The 18,332-nt window shown below is 42.2% G+C and carries 7 protein-coding genes; 1 reads left to right on the top strand and 6 read right to left on the bottom strand.

The genetic code is table 11. The features are described 5' to 3' along the window. Positions 1-292: 292 nt before the first annotated feature. On the bottom strand, positions 293-430 hold the full coding sequence (locus tag VB693_RS27510) for a hypothetical protein (protein ID WP_323269024.1): 138 nt from the start codon (positions 428-430) through the stop codon (positions 293-295). A 25-nt stretch (positions 431-455) separates the two neighbouring features. Between VB693_RS27510 and VB693_RS27515 the strand changes: the two genes are divergently transcribed. After that, positions 456-3,680, top strand: coding sequence for a glycoside hydrolase family 15 protein (locus VB693_RS27515; protein ID WP_323269025.1), 3,225 nt, complete (start codon positions 456-458; stop codon positions 3,678-3,680). 51 nt (positions 3,681-3,731) lie between these two features. Here VB693_RS27515 and VB693_RS27520 read toward each other — a convergent pair whose 3' ends face one another. From VB693_RS27520 to VB693_RS27540, 5 genes are all read right to left on the bottom strand, one after another. Continuing rightward, a complete protein-coding gene (locus tag VB693_RS27520; RefSeq protein WP_323269026.1) occupies positions 3,732-5,933 on the bottom strand; it encodes an adenylate/guanylate cyclase domain-containing protein in 2,202 nt (733 codons plus the stop codon). 2 nt (positions 5,934-5,935) lie between these two features. Next, entirely contained in the window at positions 5,936-6,622 is a 687-nt protein-coding gene (locus VB693_RS27525) for a DUF928 domain-containing protein (RefSeq protein WP_323269027.1), read from the bottom strand. Positions 6,623-7,147: 525 nt separating this feature from the next. After that, a complete protein-coding gene (locus tag VB693_RS27530) occupies positions 7,148-9,079 on the bottom strand; it encodes an ABC transporter ATP-binding protein/permease (protein WP_323269028.1) in 1,932 nt (643 codons plus the stop codon). Between the two features lie 260 nt (positions 9,080-9,339). Next, complete coding sequence (locus VB693_RS27535) at positions 9,340-12,705, bottom strand: non-ribosomal peptide synthetase (RefSeq protein ID WP_323269029.1); 3,366 nt, start codon at positions 12,703-12,705, stop codon at positions 9,340-9,342. Between the two features lie 70 nt (positions 12,706-12,775). Continuing rightward, on the bottom strand, positions 12,776-18,332 hold a 5,557-nt coding region (locus tag VB693_RS27540), incomplete at its 5' end, for a non-ribosomal peptide synthetase (RefSeq protein ID WP_323269030.1).

Below are 18,332 nucleotides of genomic sequence, written 5' to 3' on the forward strand. Positions count from 1 at the left end.
CCTAACTCAACTTTGCCGTTGACTTTGACTTGTGAATACACTACTTTCACTAGTAAGGCAAGATTTTGGTTATAACGTAAAGACATCATCAATCTCCTATCTTTAATAATTTATTGCCATAACGTGGCCTTACCTACAATCTAATTAATCAGCTGATAGTGCTTGTTTAACCTTGGGAATGATTTAGGTTACTGATTCTTTAAATCTAACAACAGTAATATAAAACTTAGGTATCAATAGTTCTAGGTATTGATAAAGATTTCACAAAGTTTTTCGATTTGGTGATCACTCCTTAACAATTTGCACCCAAATGCTCGCTAACACGAGATAATAATAAATCCCCACCGCCCTCAGCTGTAGTACCATTGCTCATGACAAAACTTGTTTTGGCTTGGCTCACATAATTGACTTCACAGCTACAGGGTGACATTCCGCAAGCTGCTATTAATGAGATTATGACAACAGCCACTACATTACAAGCCCGTCTGGAATATTACTATCAGCAAATCAAAACTATTATTTTGACCCGTCAAAATCCGATTACTGGGTTATTGCCGGCGAGTACAGCCATAACTGCCCACGGCGATTATACTGATGCTTGGGTAAGAGATAATGTCTACAGTATTTTGGCAGTTTGGGGTTTAGCACTGGCTTACCGCAAGGTGGATGAAGATAAGGGACGCACCTATGAGTTAGAACATAGCGTGATTAAGTTGATGCGTGGGTTGTTGTTTGCGATGATGCGACAATCCCATAAAGTAGAGCAGTTTAAACATACGCAGTCACTCTTAGATGGCTTACACGCCAAATACAACACAACCACAGGGGATATTGTGGTTGGTGATGATGAATGGGGACATCTGCAATTAGATGCCACATCAATCTTTTTATTGATGCTGGCACAAATGACCGCTTCAGGATTGCAGATAACTTATACAATTGATGAAGTCAATTTTGTCCAAAACTTGGTTTATTACATTGGACGAGCTTATCGCACCCCTGATTATGGCATTTGGGAACGGGGGAATAAAATCAATCATGGGAATGCAGAGTTGAACGCCAGTTCTGTCGGGATGGCGAAAGCTGCTTTAGAATCAATCAACGGATTGGATTTATTTGGGGTGAGGGGAAGCCAAGCTTCAGTCATTCATGTGTTGCCAGATGAAATTGCTCGTGCGCGGATTACTTTAGAATCACTATTACCGAGGGAATCTGCTTCTAAAGAAATTGATGCGGCACTGTTGAGTATTATTAGTTATCCTGCCTTTGCAGTGGAAGATGTGCAGTTAAGAGAACGTACACTGAACGAGATTATTCATAAACTCCAAGGGAAATACGGCTGTAAACGCTTTTTGCGAGATGGACACCAAACGGTTTTAGAAGATAATCAACGGTTGCACTATGAACCTTGGGAACTGAAGCAATTTGAACATATTGAATGTGAATGGCCGTTATTTTTTACTTATTTAGCCTTGGATGGGTTATTTTGTAATGATAAAAAGCGAACTAAATTTTATCAAGAGAGTTTAGCAAGTTTACTAATTGAGCGGGATGGGTTGCATTTATTACCAGAAGTTTATTATGTGCCTGCTGAAAATGTTGAAGCCGAAAAGTTAGTTCCTCAAAGTCAGCCCCGTTTACCTAATGAAAATGTCCCCTTAGTGTGGGCGCAGAGTTTATATTTTCTCGGTCAAATGTTGAGTGAGGGGTTATTAGCACTGGGAGATATTGACCCTTTAGGAAGACATTTGTGTGTAGGGAAAAAGCGGGAAGCTTTAGTCCAAATTGCGCTGTTAGCAGAAGATGAAGACTTACAAGCGAAACTAGAAGTGCATGGAATTGAAACTCAAACACCCAAACAGGTAGAACCAATTCAAGTGAGAAAAGCGGGTGAATTTTCGCATATTTATACTCAAATTGGGCGCAATGATAAACTCGGTTTAACTGGGCGGCCAGTGCGCCGACTGCGGAGTTTGACTACATCTAGGATCTTCCGCATCCAGGGCGAAACAGTGGTATTTTTACCTGCGTTTTTAGATTCACAGCAGTTTTATTTAACTCTTGACTACCATTTTTTGCTAGATCAAATTAGAAGTGAACTAGCTTATATTCAAAAATATTGGAGTGATTTAGGTCGTCCGACTTTAAGTTTAATGTTGACACACACCATCCTAGAAACTGGTTCGCAAGCTTTACTAGAACTAATGCAGGAGTTGAAAGAAGGTGTATGTAATGGTGTGCAAGTCAAATTAGGGCGACTAAATCAACTCATGCTGACGGCGGGAATACAAAGAATTGATTTTCTGCAAGACGGGGAATTTACTCAATCTGCCATGCAAAATGCTGCTCCACATTGCTATTATTTGGCTTATCATCCTGGAAAAAGTTGGCGATTGGGGCATACGCAAGAATTCCAGATGGAATGTGAGACTAACTTGAGCTTTTTGTTAACATCTCTGCGTTCATCAGAAAATCTTTATGAGCAAATTGAATTATTGCAAACTTTGACTCGGTTGCAAGGGCTGGAATTTGATACAGGTTTTGGGGGGCCGGATTATCCGGTGACTGTAGCCTATTTACTAGATGAAGTGTACACCAAAGCCGGAGATTCAGGACACTGGGCAGTAGTTCGGCGGGCGGCGGGGTTGCGCCAGATGGTGGATATTGGTTTGTCGGATGCGGTAACGATTATTTTGGTGCGGGGTAAGCAAATTGCTGTAGGTAGGGCTTATAGCGAAGCGTCATTGATTACCGTGCCGATGCCTCACAATGAGATTTTCGAGAAAATTAATAACTTCTGTCGTGAGGATATCCGCGATCGCGTCCTCACACAAGAAATCCTCATTTATCTTAGTATTCTCATCAAAACAGAGCCAGAATTATTCCAAGGACTACTTACCCTGAGAGTCGGCTATCTCATCTTATTAATCACCAGCGAACTAGCGCGGGAGTTACGGGTAACTCAAGATGAAGCCTATGAGCAGTTAATGGAACTCGCACCCTTTGAAGTTAAAGACCGCTTACATCAAGTATTGAGTGGTTATACAGGGATGAGTAATTTGTTGCGTCAGCAGGAATCTCTGCACGTCAAACAAAAAGAAAGTGATATTAATTGGGCGGTATTACCTGTAATTGAGGAAGAAGTAGAAGCACAAGAAATTCCGGTGGGTGGTTGGCGACGCTTCCGCCAAGCCGAGGGTGCGTTAAACCGAGTTCCAAAAAACTTCTTTCAGCAGGTTTGGCTATTAATGCACCATTGTAAGGGTGTGGTGATTGGCGATAAACTAGAGCGTCGCAATCGCTTAGAAAGCAATGTCATGATATCGGAGATGACAGCCGGGGAAAAGAATTTTGCTTTATTAGTTGAGCATCTGTTAAATAAAATTGAAGCCCCAGAGTACCGCCGAGTTAACATTGAAGCATTAATGGAACTAGCTGCGATCGCCTCTAAAAATCCCAACCTCCAAATTGAAGAATACATGGTTTTAGACGTGTTAATCGGTCATGCGGTGCGTTTAGCTTGGTTAGATGGACATCCAGAACGAGGCGATCGCTATGATGAGGATAAAGCCTCAGCGTGGCGACATTTTTACAACACTTCCCCTAGAGATTGCGCTACTTATATTCTCAAGGCGTTTAGGTTCTTGACGGAGTTTGTCACGGAAGTCAATAGTCAATAGAAATTGGGCATCATTCAGTTATCAGTTATTGACTAGTAACTGATAACTGATTTAACTCCCCACTCCCTGAAAAATTGCGATCGCCTGCGGGGGAATATTGGTAAATCGAATCAGAAAATTATGCTCATCGGTTTGTTTAATAACTTTGGCATAAATGTCTATTTCTGGTGCATTGACTAACCTAAGTTTGAGATTATTCAGAGGTTCTAAAGAATGTGCAGTTTTGAGATAAGCTTTTTTTTCAGAAAGGTTAATCAATTCACCCTGAAATAATATTCCCGTTGCTTGTTTACCTTGCAATACAGTGTATTCTACAGGTATTGGCGATGCTAAACTCACCATCACATCATTGTCTTCTGGTAATAACAAATTATATTCACCACCAATCCCGCCAATATCATAAATCGTGATTAGTTCTTTGATGCCTTTGGGTTCAATTTGCAATTGTCCGGTAATTTTAAGGTCAGTTTTGGCATCTTTATAAGTATTCTCTGAAATTAAAATTTGTCCTCCTACAGTATAGGTTTCTATCCTTGCAGCTAAATTTACATGACTACCAATAACTGTGTATTGGGCGCGTTTTTGTGAACCGATATTACCGGCGACAACTCCACCAGTATTGATTCCTATACCCATTTCTAGCCTTGGCAGATTCATTTGCTGATTTTGTTGATTCACCTGCTGCATGGCTAACTGCATGGCGATCGCACAGGCGATCGCGCGTTGGGCATCATCTGGGCGACTTATTGGCGCACCGAACATGACAAAGATCCCATCACCAATAAACTCATTAATTGTGCCTTTATATTGGTTAATTACCTCTGTCATTGCACCCAGATAGAGATTGAGAATCTGTACTACTTGTTCAGGGGGTAATTGTTCTGAAATCGCCGAAAATCCGCGTAAATCAGAAAATAGTAATGTGACTTGGCGGCGTTCACCACCTATTTTTAACCCAGTGGGAGTTTCTAATAAGTTGGCGACGACTTCATCAGTGAGGTAGCGTCCGAGAGTTTTTCGCATTTCGCCAGCACTTTGAGCGATGTATTGAGTAACTGCGATCGCTGAACCTCCTAAAGCCAAAAGTGCAGGAATAACGGGAAGCCACCAACCTAAAATAAACGCGATAAAACTACCACCAAGTAAAACCCCACCTGCAAAAAATACGTTGACAGCTAAGAGGGTTTTTTGATTAATGTAATGGCGTTGTTGCCAGCATAAAGTCGCACCAATAATTGATGAACCTAAAATTAGTAATAATTCTATAGGTTCAGGTAAAGTCTTAATTAATGAACGACCATCTAAAGCCGCACTCAAAATTTGACTAATTAAGTTGGCGTGAATTGTCACCCCCGCCATACGTTGTGGTGCGGAGAAAACTTTACTACTATAGGGTGTGTAAAATAAATCTTTCAAACTCTCAGCAGTTGCCCCAATCAATACCACCTTACCCTGCATAAAATTGGGGGGAATCTGGTTTTTTTGGACTTGGGAAAGAGATATAGTAGTAAATTGCTGTTGGATATGGCCTCGGTAGTTTAATAATACTTGATAGCTGCCGTCGTTAGCACGGATATAACCGCCGTCATTAGCTTCAAAAATGGGAAAAATCCCCCTACCTAACTGTAAATAATCGGGATTATTGGTAGATGGTTTTTCTGTAATACCTTCTGGTTTTAAATACAGTAACGCTAATTTTAAGGCAAAGCTTTCTAAAACATCTTGATCATTTAAATTGGCATACAACAAACCCCGACGGATTTTACCATCTCCATCTAAAGGTAAGTCATTTGACCCAACTTGTTGGCGTTGTTTAAGTGCCGGCGGTGGATTCACCAGCGCACTATCAATACTATTAGAAACTTTTTGTACACCAATTAAATTAGGTGTATTGGCAAATACTTTGACTAGTGTTTCATGTCCAGGATTTACGGGTAAATCACGATAAATATCTAAACCAATTGCCCTTGGTTTTTGTTGTTTAATTGTCTCCAATACATTAGCCAACACCTCATCAGACATTGGCCACTGTACTTGTTGACGGACATCTGCTTCGTTAATTTCTACTATGACAATGCGGCTATCTGGTGGTTCTGGTGGACGCAGCAGGAACAATTGGTCTAGTGTAGCCAATTCCAAGAGTTGCAACAGTCCTGTCCATCGTAAGAGAATGACCAGGAGTGTAATTGTTGGTACTGCAAATATCACACCGCGCCATTGCCAGATTGCGGGTTTGAACTTGTTCCAAAGCATGATTATTTCGAGGCTGAATTTTCAGCTTGACAACAATCATGCAATGGTTCGGAGGCGATCGCATTTAACCCCACTGATGTCAAAAATTGTCGCCAATTTAAGATATTACGTAAATTTTTCGGTTCACTATAGCGTAGCTGGGCGATCGCTGTTAACGCTTCATGCCAAATTCCCGCCTCTGCATAGATATAGGGCAATTTCCGTGCATCTGCTGTGGCTAATTTCTCGGATAATGACGACTCCGGTTGAATACGCTCCACCCAACCCTCAACCCTAGGGTTTGTACTGAAGTCTTGTGCATCACAAACTAAAGTTAGATACCAGTGATAAGTTTTGCCAATTGCGAGTGGCGGCGCACTTTCAGGAAGAGTATAGCTAACAATTCCTGGTGTATTAGGTAGGGTTAAGGTAGTTTCATAGAATACATTTTGGTCTGCATCACTTAACAGCAGCAGCTTGGCTGTTTTCACAGAAGTTTGCGGGACATACCAGAAAAATTTCGGCCGTTCAGCAAATGTCAGCCCTAATTTATTAGATGGAATGAGAGGGGTAATCAGTTGTTTCCCACTGATGCAAACAGAACCACGGGTAGAACCACCAGCACTTACAGGTGGACTTCCCCGCTTTGGTGGTTTAAAAGCCTGACTAATCAGCCCATCTTGTTTTGTACCTTGAGACGGAAACTGCATCTTTTGTGTTGCTAGGGTAGCAATGGGAAAGCAGTTGAAATACAAAGGCAACGAACAGGCAACAATAGATAAATATAGGGAGGGTTTAATACATTTCATGATTGATGTAGAAGAAATACTGGGGTTAATAGAGATACTTACCCGACTACATCAAGTGTTCCCAAAATTAACTCCAGATTTCACCATACTGAGTGCTGAGTGCTGAGTGCTGAGTAATGAGTTGCGAATAATAAGTAATGAGTAATGAGTAATGAGTTGTGAATGATAAGTCAATACCGTTCAGTTAAGGCTAAAAACTACAACTGGCATAGGTTGGGTTGAGGAACGTTGGCGCAGCCTTCCCGCAGGGTAACCCAAAAAACACAACGCTTTGTTGGGTTAAGCGATAGTGCAACCCAACAAAGCGTTTCGTCTTAAGTGAACCATATTGAGTGATAAGTTAGGAGTCAGGGGTTGAGAGTCATTAGGAATTGTACTCATTACTCATTACTCATTACTCATTACTCAGCACTCTTCATCCTGGAGTCAGACCACAATTTCGTTCAACATGGCTAACATTTCGCCTTTGGTTAAGTGTTTACCTGTACCACGTGCATTGCGCCATTTAATACCTTTTTCTTTACATAATTTTCGTAATCCGTCAATTTTGAGTGCCGTCAATTTTGAGTCTTCCGACTGGAGTTTATCAGGTACAATTTCTAGCACCTTTATGGGTTCTGTCTCCGATAGCTGAATGAATTCGCGGTTAATACTGTACTCTTCTATGGGGACGAGTCGCCAATTTGACTCTTCTGAGAGTTCCAAAACCAATTGATGATAATTAAACAAACTCTCTCGGTGTCCCACGCTAATAAAAGTTGTACCGCTTTGTTGCAACTGTTGATAGAGTTTCTCTTCGTTCTTTAAATCTAAGGCACTGGTTGCTTCGTCTAAAATTACATAGCGGGGACGAATTACTAATAATCTGGCAAAAGCTAGGCGTTGTTGTTCGCCTAAAGAGAGAATGTTTTCCCAATAAACATTTGCATCAAAGCCACCTACTCTGGATGTTAAATCGGAGAGGTTAACTTGTTGTAAGACTTGTTCTAATTCTTCGTCTTTCATTTGACGATTTTGGTTGGGATATAAAAGCTGTTCGCGGAGAGTTCCTAAAATTAAATAGGGACGTTGGGGTAAAAACAAAATTTCTTCTAGTTTAGGTCTGATGATGCGACCAGTGCCAGCTTCCCATAAACCGGCGATCGCTCGCAATAAAGAACTCTTACCACGGCCACTAGCCCCTACTATTAATAGACCCTTACCCGATTCTACAACCACTGATAAATCTTTAACTATTACCCTCTCGTAGTTGGGAGTTTGTAAGGTCAAATTTTGCAATTCCAATCGATTGGCTTCTAATGTCTCAATTTTCTTACCTGTTTTCTTAGCCTTAGTGACTTCCAAAATAGCTGAGAAAGTAGATAATCGTTCCACCAAATTGACAAACTTACCAGAACCACCAAACTCTGTCACCAACACAGATAATGCACCAGCAAAAATACTACAGGCTGTACTAGCTTGGCTCACTTCTCCTAATTCGATTTGATTGAAAAAATATAATGGTGCAATGCCAAGAAAAGGTAATATGCTCAAAAAAGATTGATAGCTGGTGACAAATACTTGTTGGTCTCGCAACCATCCAATCATTTGTTTTTTAGCGTCCATTAATTTAGCAAATCTGCGCTTAACTATATCTGCTTCTTGTTCTTCGCCTTGGAAAAATGCCACCGATTCGGCATTGTTGCGGACGTGAGTTAAGCTATAGCTGTAATCAGCGACACCTTCTAATTGAGCAGTGCTAATTTTAATTAATCTTTGACTGAGATACCCAGCAACAATATTACCTAATATCCCATAAATAACTATTATCACTGCTACAGGTCTATAGATAGACCAAATCACTGCTAAAAAACTCACAATTTCCAAAGTTTTTTCTACTACCACAAAGAAGATTTGCGTAGCAATTTGCGGAATTTGTTCTATTTCTTGAGCGATTCTTTGGTCTGGATTTTCGATTTCTGTACGAAAATTAACTCTGTAATAGGCGCGATTTTGAAAATATTTATCTAGAATGTGATTATTTAAAAATTGATACCAATCTAGGGCAATCTTTTTTTTCAAATATTGCAAAATCCCAACTAAAGGTATCAAGATAATCAGCAGATTAGCATAAATGAATAACAGCCGAAAGAAAGCAGGTATGTCTCGCTCTTCGAGTAAGTCAATTAAGTCTCTGGTGACAAAACTATTGTAGACGTTGATGGCGTTAGTTGCTATAACTAGACCAATTGCCAAAGCCAGCAACAACCAGGACGATAAAACCTTGATAAATTTTCTATCTTCAGTAGCTCTAGGATACCAATAAGGTTTGGCGATCGCTAAAAATTGTTTCCAGAATTCTCTACTAAATAAATTCATGTTAAAACTTTATTTTGCAAAACCCTTTTAAACCTAGTGGCTACACAAATAAAGGGGCTGATTAATTGGGAATTTGTATCAGAACAAGTCATGACAATAGCGACGATTCAAACACAGAGTTTGCATCAGCCGTACATAAAAATCTTATGGTGATGTGATTCAGCACACACGAAATTTACGATACTATTGTCTGGGCATTTGTGCAATAAGTAGCTAGGGAATTTTCAACGCAGAGGGGCGTAGGGGAGAGGATGAGTTAATTAAATGCTCTCATCTTTATTTAATTGCAGTTTGACTTCTTGGGATGATAACTGATTGACTTCAGCTAAAATCTGTGCCAAGGCATCATCATCTACTTGTTCTAATTGTTTACCAATGACTATTTCTGCTAGTCCGGCGATGGTGGGACTCTGAAAAATAGTTTGTACGGGTAACTCAATGGTGAAAGTTTGCCGTAAGCGGGAAACCACTTGAGTAGCCAAGAGGGAATGTCCACCTAGTTCAAAGAAGTTATCATGAATGCCGATTTTGGTAATTTCTAGTACAGAGGATATGATATCAGCGATCGCCTGTTCTGTTTCAGTTTGTGGGGAGACAAAACTAGTGTGGCGATTTTGATCTAAATCTGGGGATGGAAGGGCGCGGCGGTCTAGTTTACCGTTGGTAGTTAGCGGTAAACTATCCAGCAGCACAAAAGCCCAGGGAATCATATAATCAGGTAATTGTCCCTCTAGATGCTGACGCAGTTCATTAATTAATAGTTGGGGACTTGTCCAAGTCGTTTCTTTGGTAGTGCTGGGGATTTGTGGAGACTCAGACTTAACCGCATCAGCCACAATATAAGCTACCAAACGTTGATTTCCTGGAGTATCTTCACGAGCAATCACCACATTTTCCTGCACCACAGGATGTTGATTCAACGCCGCCTCAATCTCTCCCAACTCAATACGGAAACCGCGAACCTTTACTTGATGGTCAATTCGTCCCAAGTATTCAATATTCCCATCGGGTAAATAGCGAGCCAAATCACCAGTTTTGTAGAGAGGGTTATAGGTGACAGGATTATTCCTAATACCCAATCGGATAAATCTTTCTTGGGTTAACTCTGGACGATGCAGATAACCGCGTGCTACCCCAGCACCACCAACATACATTTCACCCCGCACCCCAACAGGAACAGGCTGCAAATGCTCATCCAGAATATAGACTTGCAAATCAGGAATCGGCACACCAATCACACTACTACGACTCCCAGCATCCGCCATACTCAACGGACGAAAAGTCACATGAACAGTAGTTTCCGTAATCCCATACATATTGACCAACTGCGGACAAGCATCCCCATGTCTTTCAAACCAAGGTAATAAACTAGTTGGGTCAAGAGCCTCCCCCCCAAAAATCACCCACCGCAAAGCAATCCTCTCATTTCCTCCTCTCTGCGCCTCCGCGTCTCTGCGTGAATTTTCCACCCAAATCAACTGTCGAAAAGCCGAAGGAGTCTGATTTAACACCGTCACTCCCTCCCGCAGCAGCAAATCATAAAACGCCTCCGGGTCACGACTCACCCAAAAAGGCACAATCACCAACCGACCGCCATACAACAAAGCCCCCCACATTTCCCACACCGAGAAATCAAAAGCGTAGGAATGAAACAGAGTCCAAACATCCCTAGCATCAAACTTAAACCAATCCTGCGTCGCCGCAAATAGACGAGTCACATTGCCATGATTGACCATTACCCCCTTCGGCTTACCCGTAGAGCCAGAGGTATAAATCACATAAGCCAAACTCTCCGGTATCGCTTGACTCACCGGATTTTCTGAACTGAGAGTGCTGATAACTTGCCAGTCTGTATCCAAGCAAACCTTGTTAGCAGAAAAAATCGGTAAAATATCCAAACATTGCGACTGTGTTACCAACACCGATACTTGAGCATCCGCCAGCATAAACTCCAAACGTTCAGCCGGATAATCTGGGTCAAGGGGGAGATATGCACCGCCAGCTTTGAGAATCCCTAGTAAAGCCACCATCATCTCAAAAGAACGTTCCACGCAGACACCCACCAGCGTCTCAGGCTTGACACCCAAAGATTGCAAATGATGCGCCAATTGATTAGCACGCACATTTAACTCACTGTATGTCAGACTTTGCTCACCAAATACTAAAGCCACGGCATCAGGTGTTTTTTCTACCTGCTGCTCAAACAATTGATGTAAACAGTAATTGCTAGAGTATTCTGTTTTATGGGCATCCCAGGCTGAGATTAACTGTTGTTTCTCTGTATTGCTAATTAAAGGTACTTGTGTAATTGGTAACTCTGGCTGAGTAACGATCGCAGTTAATAAATTTTGAAAATGCCCCATCATGCGGGTAACAGTATCAGCATCGAAGCGATCGCTATCATATATAATCTTGCCAGATAATGTCTGCTGCGCTGCTACTACTAAGGTTAAAGGATAATTATTAATTTCAAAAACCCGGACATGATCAATTTCTAAACTTGCTAAAGGTTCTTGTAGTGCTGCATCTACTGGGTAATTTTCAAATACTACCAAGCTTTCAAATAACGACATTCCCCGTGGAATTTCACTCCAGCCGTGAATATCGACCAAGGGACTGTAAGAATATGGCTCTCGTTCTATTTGCTGGGTTTGTAAATATTGCAACCAAGGTACAATCGCCGTATCTTCCGGGATTTGTACCCGCACCGGTAGGGTATTAATAAACAAACCCACCATTGATTCCACCCCTACCAAAGTTGGAGGACGACCGGATACCGTAGCCCCAAAAACTACATCCAATTCCCCACTGTAGCGACTCAGTAATATTGACCAAGCTCCCTGTACTAAAGTAGAAAGGGTGACACGGTGCTGTTGAGCAAAACTTTGTAGGGTATCCGTAATCTGGGATGATAACTCAAAAGTTATGTCTAAAAAATTACCTTGATGATGTACACCCCGGTTTCCTCCTAGAGGTGTCGGTGCAGTAAACCCTTGTAAGTTTTGCCGCCAAAAGTTTTCCGCCGCAGCAATATCTTGACGTTGCAACCAAGTAATATACTCTTGGTAAGGACGGGGAGTAGCTAAAGATAGACGCTCACCACGATTTCCAGCTTCGTAGAAAGTAAACACTTCTTGAAACAGAATCGGTAGTGACCAACCATCTACTAATAAGTGATGAAAACTAGCAACCAGTTCATAAGTATTTTCTCCCAGTCGCAACAAAGCACAGCGCATCAGGGGAGCTTGATCTAATTTAAAGCCTTGAGTGCGATCGCTCACCAAAAATTCTTCTACTTGTTTTTGCTGTTCCGAGGGAGCAAGTAAACGCCAATCGCACTCAGTCCAGGGTAAGGTAACTTGATGGCGGACAATCTGTAAGGGTTTTTTGCGATTTTCCCACACAAACAGCGTTCTTAATACAGGATGTCTCTCTACTACTTGTTGCCAAGCCTGCTTAAACACTGCCACATTTAAGTTACCGCTAATTGTGCAAATAAATTGCTCAAAGTAAATACCCGACTCCGGCGAGTACAGAGTATGAAACAGCATCCCTTGCTGCATTGGCGACAACGGATAAATAGCCGCGACGTTTTTACTTTTGGCTGGTTGTTCTGAGATGGTCATGGTTTCCTTTTAATTCGTAATTCGTAATTCGTAATTCGTAATTTATTGAATTAGTTTGTCTCCCCTACTTTTATTCATCGATTTCTGCTAACAAAGCATCCAACTCGTCTTGATTTAACTCGGCTGCGGGAAAATCAGATGGGGTGTATCCGCCGGTGGCTGACTGACAGTGGTGGATGAGTGTTTGTAAGGCGGTGATGAAATCGTTGGCTAGGTGTTCAATGGTGCTTTGTTTATGCACTTTTTCGCTGTAAGTCAAATTGATGTGTAGTTTGCCTTCTGCTACAATTCCATTGATTTCTAATAAGTGCGGACGATGGGATAAAGAACTTTGAGTTGCTCCGGTGGATGTTTTGGCAAAGCCTTGGATAATTCCGGGGGGGATGCGGTCAAATTGTCCTAGGTAGTTGAAACATACCTCGGCTTTACTGGCTAGCTGGCGCATCTGTTCGTCATCACTGAGATAGCGTAGGATTCCGTAGCCTATGCCTTTCTGGGGTAGGCTGCGTAGTTGTTCTTTGATGGATTTTAGGGCTTCTCCTGGGTTTTGATTGGTTTCACCCAGAGAGGCGGAGTCTCTGAGGAAGGGAGTTGTGTCAAGTGATAGGAGAATGGGGAAAATGGAAGTGAACCAACCTACTGTCCGGGAGATGTTGATATCTGCAAAGAGTTCTTCTCTTCCGTGACCTTCTAAGTCGATGAGGAGTGAATTGTTACCTGTCCAATTATTAAAACTTTGGAGGCAGGCAGTTAGTAAAATATCGTTAATCTGGGTATTGTAGACTTGGGGGATTTCTTGTAGCAGTGCTAGAGTTTCTTCTTCACTGAGACTAACTGATACTTGAGTCGCACTAGCAACGGTGTTGTGGGCTTTACCGTTGGGATAGTCTACTGGTAGGGGGAGATTATGGGACTGGGTGAGCCAGTATGCTATTTCTGATTTTAGAGCAGGCGATTGCCCATATTCTTGTAAATGTGTTGCCCAATCTTTAAAGGAGTTTGTTTTGGGTGGTAGTTGAATAGTTTCTCCACGGCTGAGTTGTTGGTATGCAGTCGAAAAGTCTTCTAATAAAATTCTCCAGGAGACTCCATCTACCGCTAAGTGATGAATGATGATGAGTAATTGACTGGGTTTATCTGTCTCCAACTTAAACAGCACTACCCGCATTAATTCACCTGCGGACACATTCAAGCTAGCTTGTAATTTTGCTGCTAATGCTGTGATTGTCTCTTGTTGCTGTTTGGGACTAAGCTCTGATAAATCTATCACATCAAAAGGTACAGTATTGACAGCATCGCTATTAATCTGCTGCCATTGGGAATCATCGCGCCAGAACTTCAGCCGTAAAGCATCATGATGTTCTAATAGCTTTTGGACTACCTGCTGTAATAATTCTGGCTGCAAATCTGGCTGTACTTCTAGTAGTACAGATTGATTGAAGTGGTCTGGTTGGGGTGAATTTTGTGCAAAGAACCAATGCTGAATCGGAGTTAAAGGTAATTCTCCAGTGACTAAACCTTGTTCTGCTGGGATACTACCCATTGTGCAGACTGCTGCTAACTGAGCAATTGTTTGATGTTGGAATATCTGCTTGAGTGTTAGCTGTATCCCTGCTTGATTGGCGCGAGCAATTACCTGAATACTAATGATGGAATCGCCACCCAACTCAAAGAAGTTATCATGAATACCGACTTGTTGTAGTCCCAGGATTTCACCCCAGATATTAGCCAAACTTTCTTCAATGTGGTTACGCGGTTTAACTACATCATCTTGGTTGCTAGCTTCTAACTCTGGTGCAGGGAGGGCGCGACGATCTATTTTACTATTGGGTGTGAGGGGTAAAGCTTCTAGGAATACAAAGACATTGGGAATCATGTACTCAGGAAGTTGCTCTTGCAGTAAATTACGCAATTCGCTGCTAGTCGGTGTTTCCTGTTGAGAAACGACATAAGCTACTAAAAGTTTCCTTCCCGGCTGGTCTTCGCGGATGATGACGACGGCTTGCTTAACTTGGGGATGGGCAATAATTCCGGCTTCAATTTCACCTAATTCTATCCGAAAGCCCCGTAATTTTACTTGATTGTCAATTCGTCCTAGGTATTCAATATTGCCATCTGGTAAATACCGGGCTAAATCTCCGGTTTTATACAGACATTTCTCTTCCTGAAAGGGACTGGAAATAAACTTCTCCGCAGTCAATTCTGGACGGTTACGATAACCTCTCGCTAATCCTGCACCACCAATATGCAATTCCCCAGCGACTCCAATTGGTACAGGTTGTCCGTAAGTATCCAGCAGATAAATTTGAGTATTGCCGAGGGGATGACCAATCAATACTTTACCTTCACCTGGTTCTACTTGATAAACTGTTGACCAGGTAGTAGTTTCTGTCGGGCCGTAAGCATTCCAGAGTTCACAACTTCTGGCGAGTAGTTGATTAGCTAAATCCCTGGGTAGGGCTTCACCAGCACATAATATTTTTAATTTTTCTGTACCATTCCACCCAGAAGCTAACAAAATTCGCCAAGTGGCTGGTGTCGCCTGCATGATTGTAGCGTGAGATTCCAGTAGCAACTTTTGCAATGCGTAGCCATCTTTAGTCATCTCGGTACTAACTAAAACCACCTTTGCTCCTACCATCAATGGTAAGAAAATATCTAGTACCGCAATATCAAAGGATAAAGTGGTGACGGAAAGTACCACATCTGCGGCTGTAATTCCTGGTTCTTGCGCTACTGAGGTTAAGAAGTTGACCACCGCACTGTGAATAATTTGCACGCCTTTGGGTTTACCAGTAGAACCAGATGTGTAGATTATATAAGCTAGATGATTGGGGGAATGGGTAGTGGGCTGTGGGCTGTGGGGAGAGTAGGCAGATATTGCTAGCCACTCTGTATCTAAACAGATAATTTTTGCCATTGTTTTTGGCAGTAAATCTACTAGAGGCTGTTGTGTTAATAGCACCTCAATTTCAGCATCCTCTACCATGAACGCCAAACGTTCCGCCGGGTATTTGGGGTCAAGAGGAACATAAGCACCCCCAGCTTTGAGAGTTGCTAACAAACCCACAATCATATCTAGGGAACGTTCTACACAAATTCCTACCACTTTCTCATTACCCACACCCAAAAACTGTAGGTAACAAGCTAGTTGATTAGCACGAGTATTTAACTCAGCATAAGTTAACTCTTCCCCAGTCCCGATTCCTACCGCCACGGCATCAGGTGTTCGTTCTACCTGGGCTTCAAATAGTTGGTGTAAATATAAATCAGTGGGATAATCAGCCTCTGTATGATTAAAATCAACTAGTATTTTTTGTTCTTCACTAGCTGTTAACAGAGGTAATAAACCCACAGGCTGTTCTGGATTTGTGGTGACTGCTATTAGTAAATTATGGAAGTGATGAGCAATACGTTCAATAGTTGCTAAATCAAACAAATCGCTGTTATATTCCCATCCCCCGGCTAAACCTTGGGGAGTTTCTTCCATTGACAGGGTTAAATCAAACTTGGCTGTAACTGTCTCAATAGGTAAAGGTGTGAGACTCAAACCAGGTAATTCAAAATTTTGGGAGGGGGTATTTTGCCAAATAAACATCACTTGAAACAGGGGACTGTGGCTCAGATTCCGTTCTGGCTGTAAGGCTTCTACTACCTGCTCAAAGGGGACATCTTGGTAAGCATAAGCCTCTAGCGACACTCGCCGGACTTGTTGCAGTAATTCCGCAAACTTGGGATTGTCTGTAATTTGGGTTCTCAATACCAAAGTGTTGACAAAAAAGCCAATTAATGATTCTGTTTCTTTGCGATCGCGGTTAGCAATGGGTGTACCAACGAGTATATCTGTTTGTCCACTGTAGCGATGCAGTAACGTTACAAATGCCGCTTGCAGGGTCATAAATAGGGTAACGCTAGATTTTTGACTCAAACTCTTGAGTTTTGCTGTCAAGTCAGCATCCAGTGTAAACCCATAGTAACCCCCTTGATAACTTTGGATTGGTGGACGGGGGCGATCAATTGGTAATTCTAACAGTGGTGGCGCACCTGCTAGCTGTTGTTGCCAATAGTTGAGTTTTTTCTCTAATACTTCTCCACTCAACCATTGTCTTTGCCATACTGCAAAATCAGCATACTGAATTGCTAACTCTGGTAAGGGGGAGGGTTTTTCCTCAGTGAAGGCGGTATACAGTGCTGATAATTCTTGGATGAATACACCCACAGACCAACCATCACAAACAATGTGATGCAGGTTAATTAATAGAATATGAGACTGTTCACCCAAACGCAACAACTGCGATCGCATTAAGGGAGCAATGGCGAGGTCAAAGGTTGTTTGTGAGTTAGTGATTGTCAGTTGCTTAACTTGTTCAGCTTGTTCTGGTAATCCCTGTAAATCTATGAGTGGGAGTGTCACAGTCACAGCAGGAACAATTACTTGGGTAGGTACGCCGTTGATGGTGGGAAAACTTGTCCGCAAAACTTCATGACGATGGACAATTTCCTGCAATGCTTGCTCTAGAGCTGCAACATTTAAGTATCCTTGCAATTGTAAAGCCGCAGGTACATTGTATGTGCCACTGCTGGATTCCAATTGGGCTAAAAACCATAGTCGTTGCTGTGACCACGATAGAGGTATGGGTTGATTATCTCTAGTGACAGGAACAAGGGGTGGTGAGAGTAACCCTGAGTCCGTTTGCTGTAGTTTATGGATGGCTTGGTCTAGTTCCGCTACTGTGGGAGATTCAAATAATAACCGTAGGGGTACTTCAATGCGGAAGATTACCCGCAGACGTGAAATAACTTGTGTAGCTAATAGGGAATGTCCCCCCAAGGCAAAGAAGTTATCGTGAATGCTAACTTGTTTGATTCCAAGGAGTGAGGCGAAGAGGTCAGCAATTAAGACTTCCGTTTGTGTACGCGGTAAGACAAAGTTTTCGGAAGTGATATTAATATCTGGGATGGGGAGAGCATTCCGGTCTAGTTTGCCGTTAGGTGTGAGAGGTAAAGTATTAAGCACTACAAAGGCAGTCGGAATCATGTAGTCGGGGAGTTGCTGTTTGAGGGCGTTTCGCAACTCGTCGCTTGTTGGTGCTTCCCCGTCTGGAATGAGGTAGGCTACTAAACGTTGGTCGCCTGGTTGATCCTCCCGGACAATTATCGCCACTTGTTTGACTTGGGGATGTTGATTGACGGCTGTCTCAATCTCTCCCAACTCAATGCGAAAGCCTCGTACTTTTACTTGGTGATCTGTCCTTCCGAGGTATTCAATATTGCCATCTGGTTGATAACGTGCCAAATCTCCCGTCTTATACAGCCGTGCGCCTGGTTCATGAATGAAGGGGTGAGAAATGAATTTCTCTTTTGTCAACTCAGGACGATTCAAATAGCCCCTTGCCACACCAGCTCCACCAATATAGAGTTCACCTCTGACACCAATGGGGACTGGTTGCAGGTATTCATCCAAAATATAAAGTTGGGTATTAGCAATGGGACGACCAATTAAAATCCCCTCTGTTAACGAAGTGTCATCTGTTACTTCATAGATGCAACAACCCACAACAGTTTCTGTCGGGCCATATTCATTAATTAGTCGAGTTTCTGGGGCGTTTTCTCGCCAGAATTGCAGA

The sequence above is a fragment of the Anabaena sp. UHCC 0399 genome, assembly GCF_034931465.1.
Taxonomy (GTDB): Bacteria; Cyanobacteriota; Cyanobacteriia; order Cyanobacteriales; family Nostocaceae; genus Trichormus; species Trichormus minutissimus.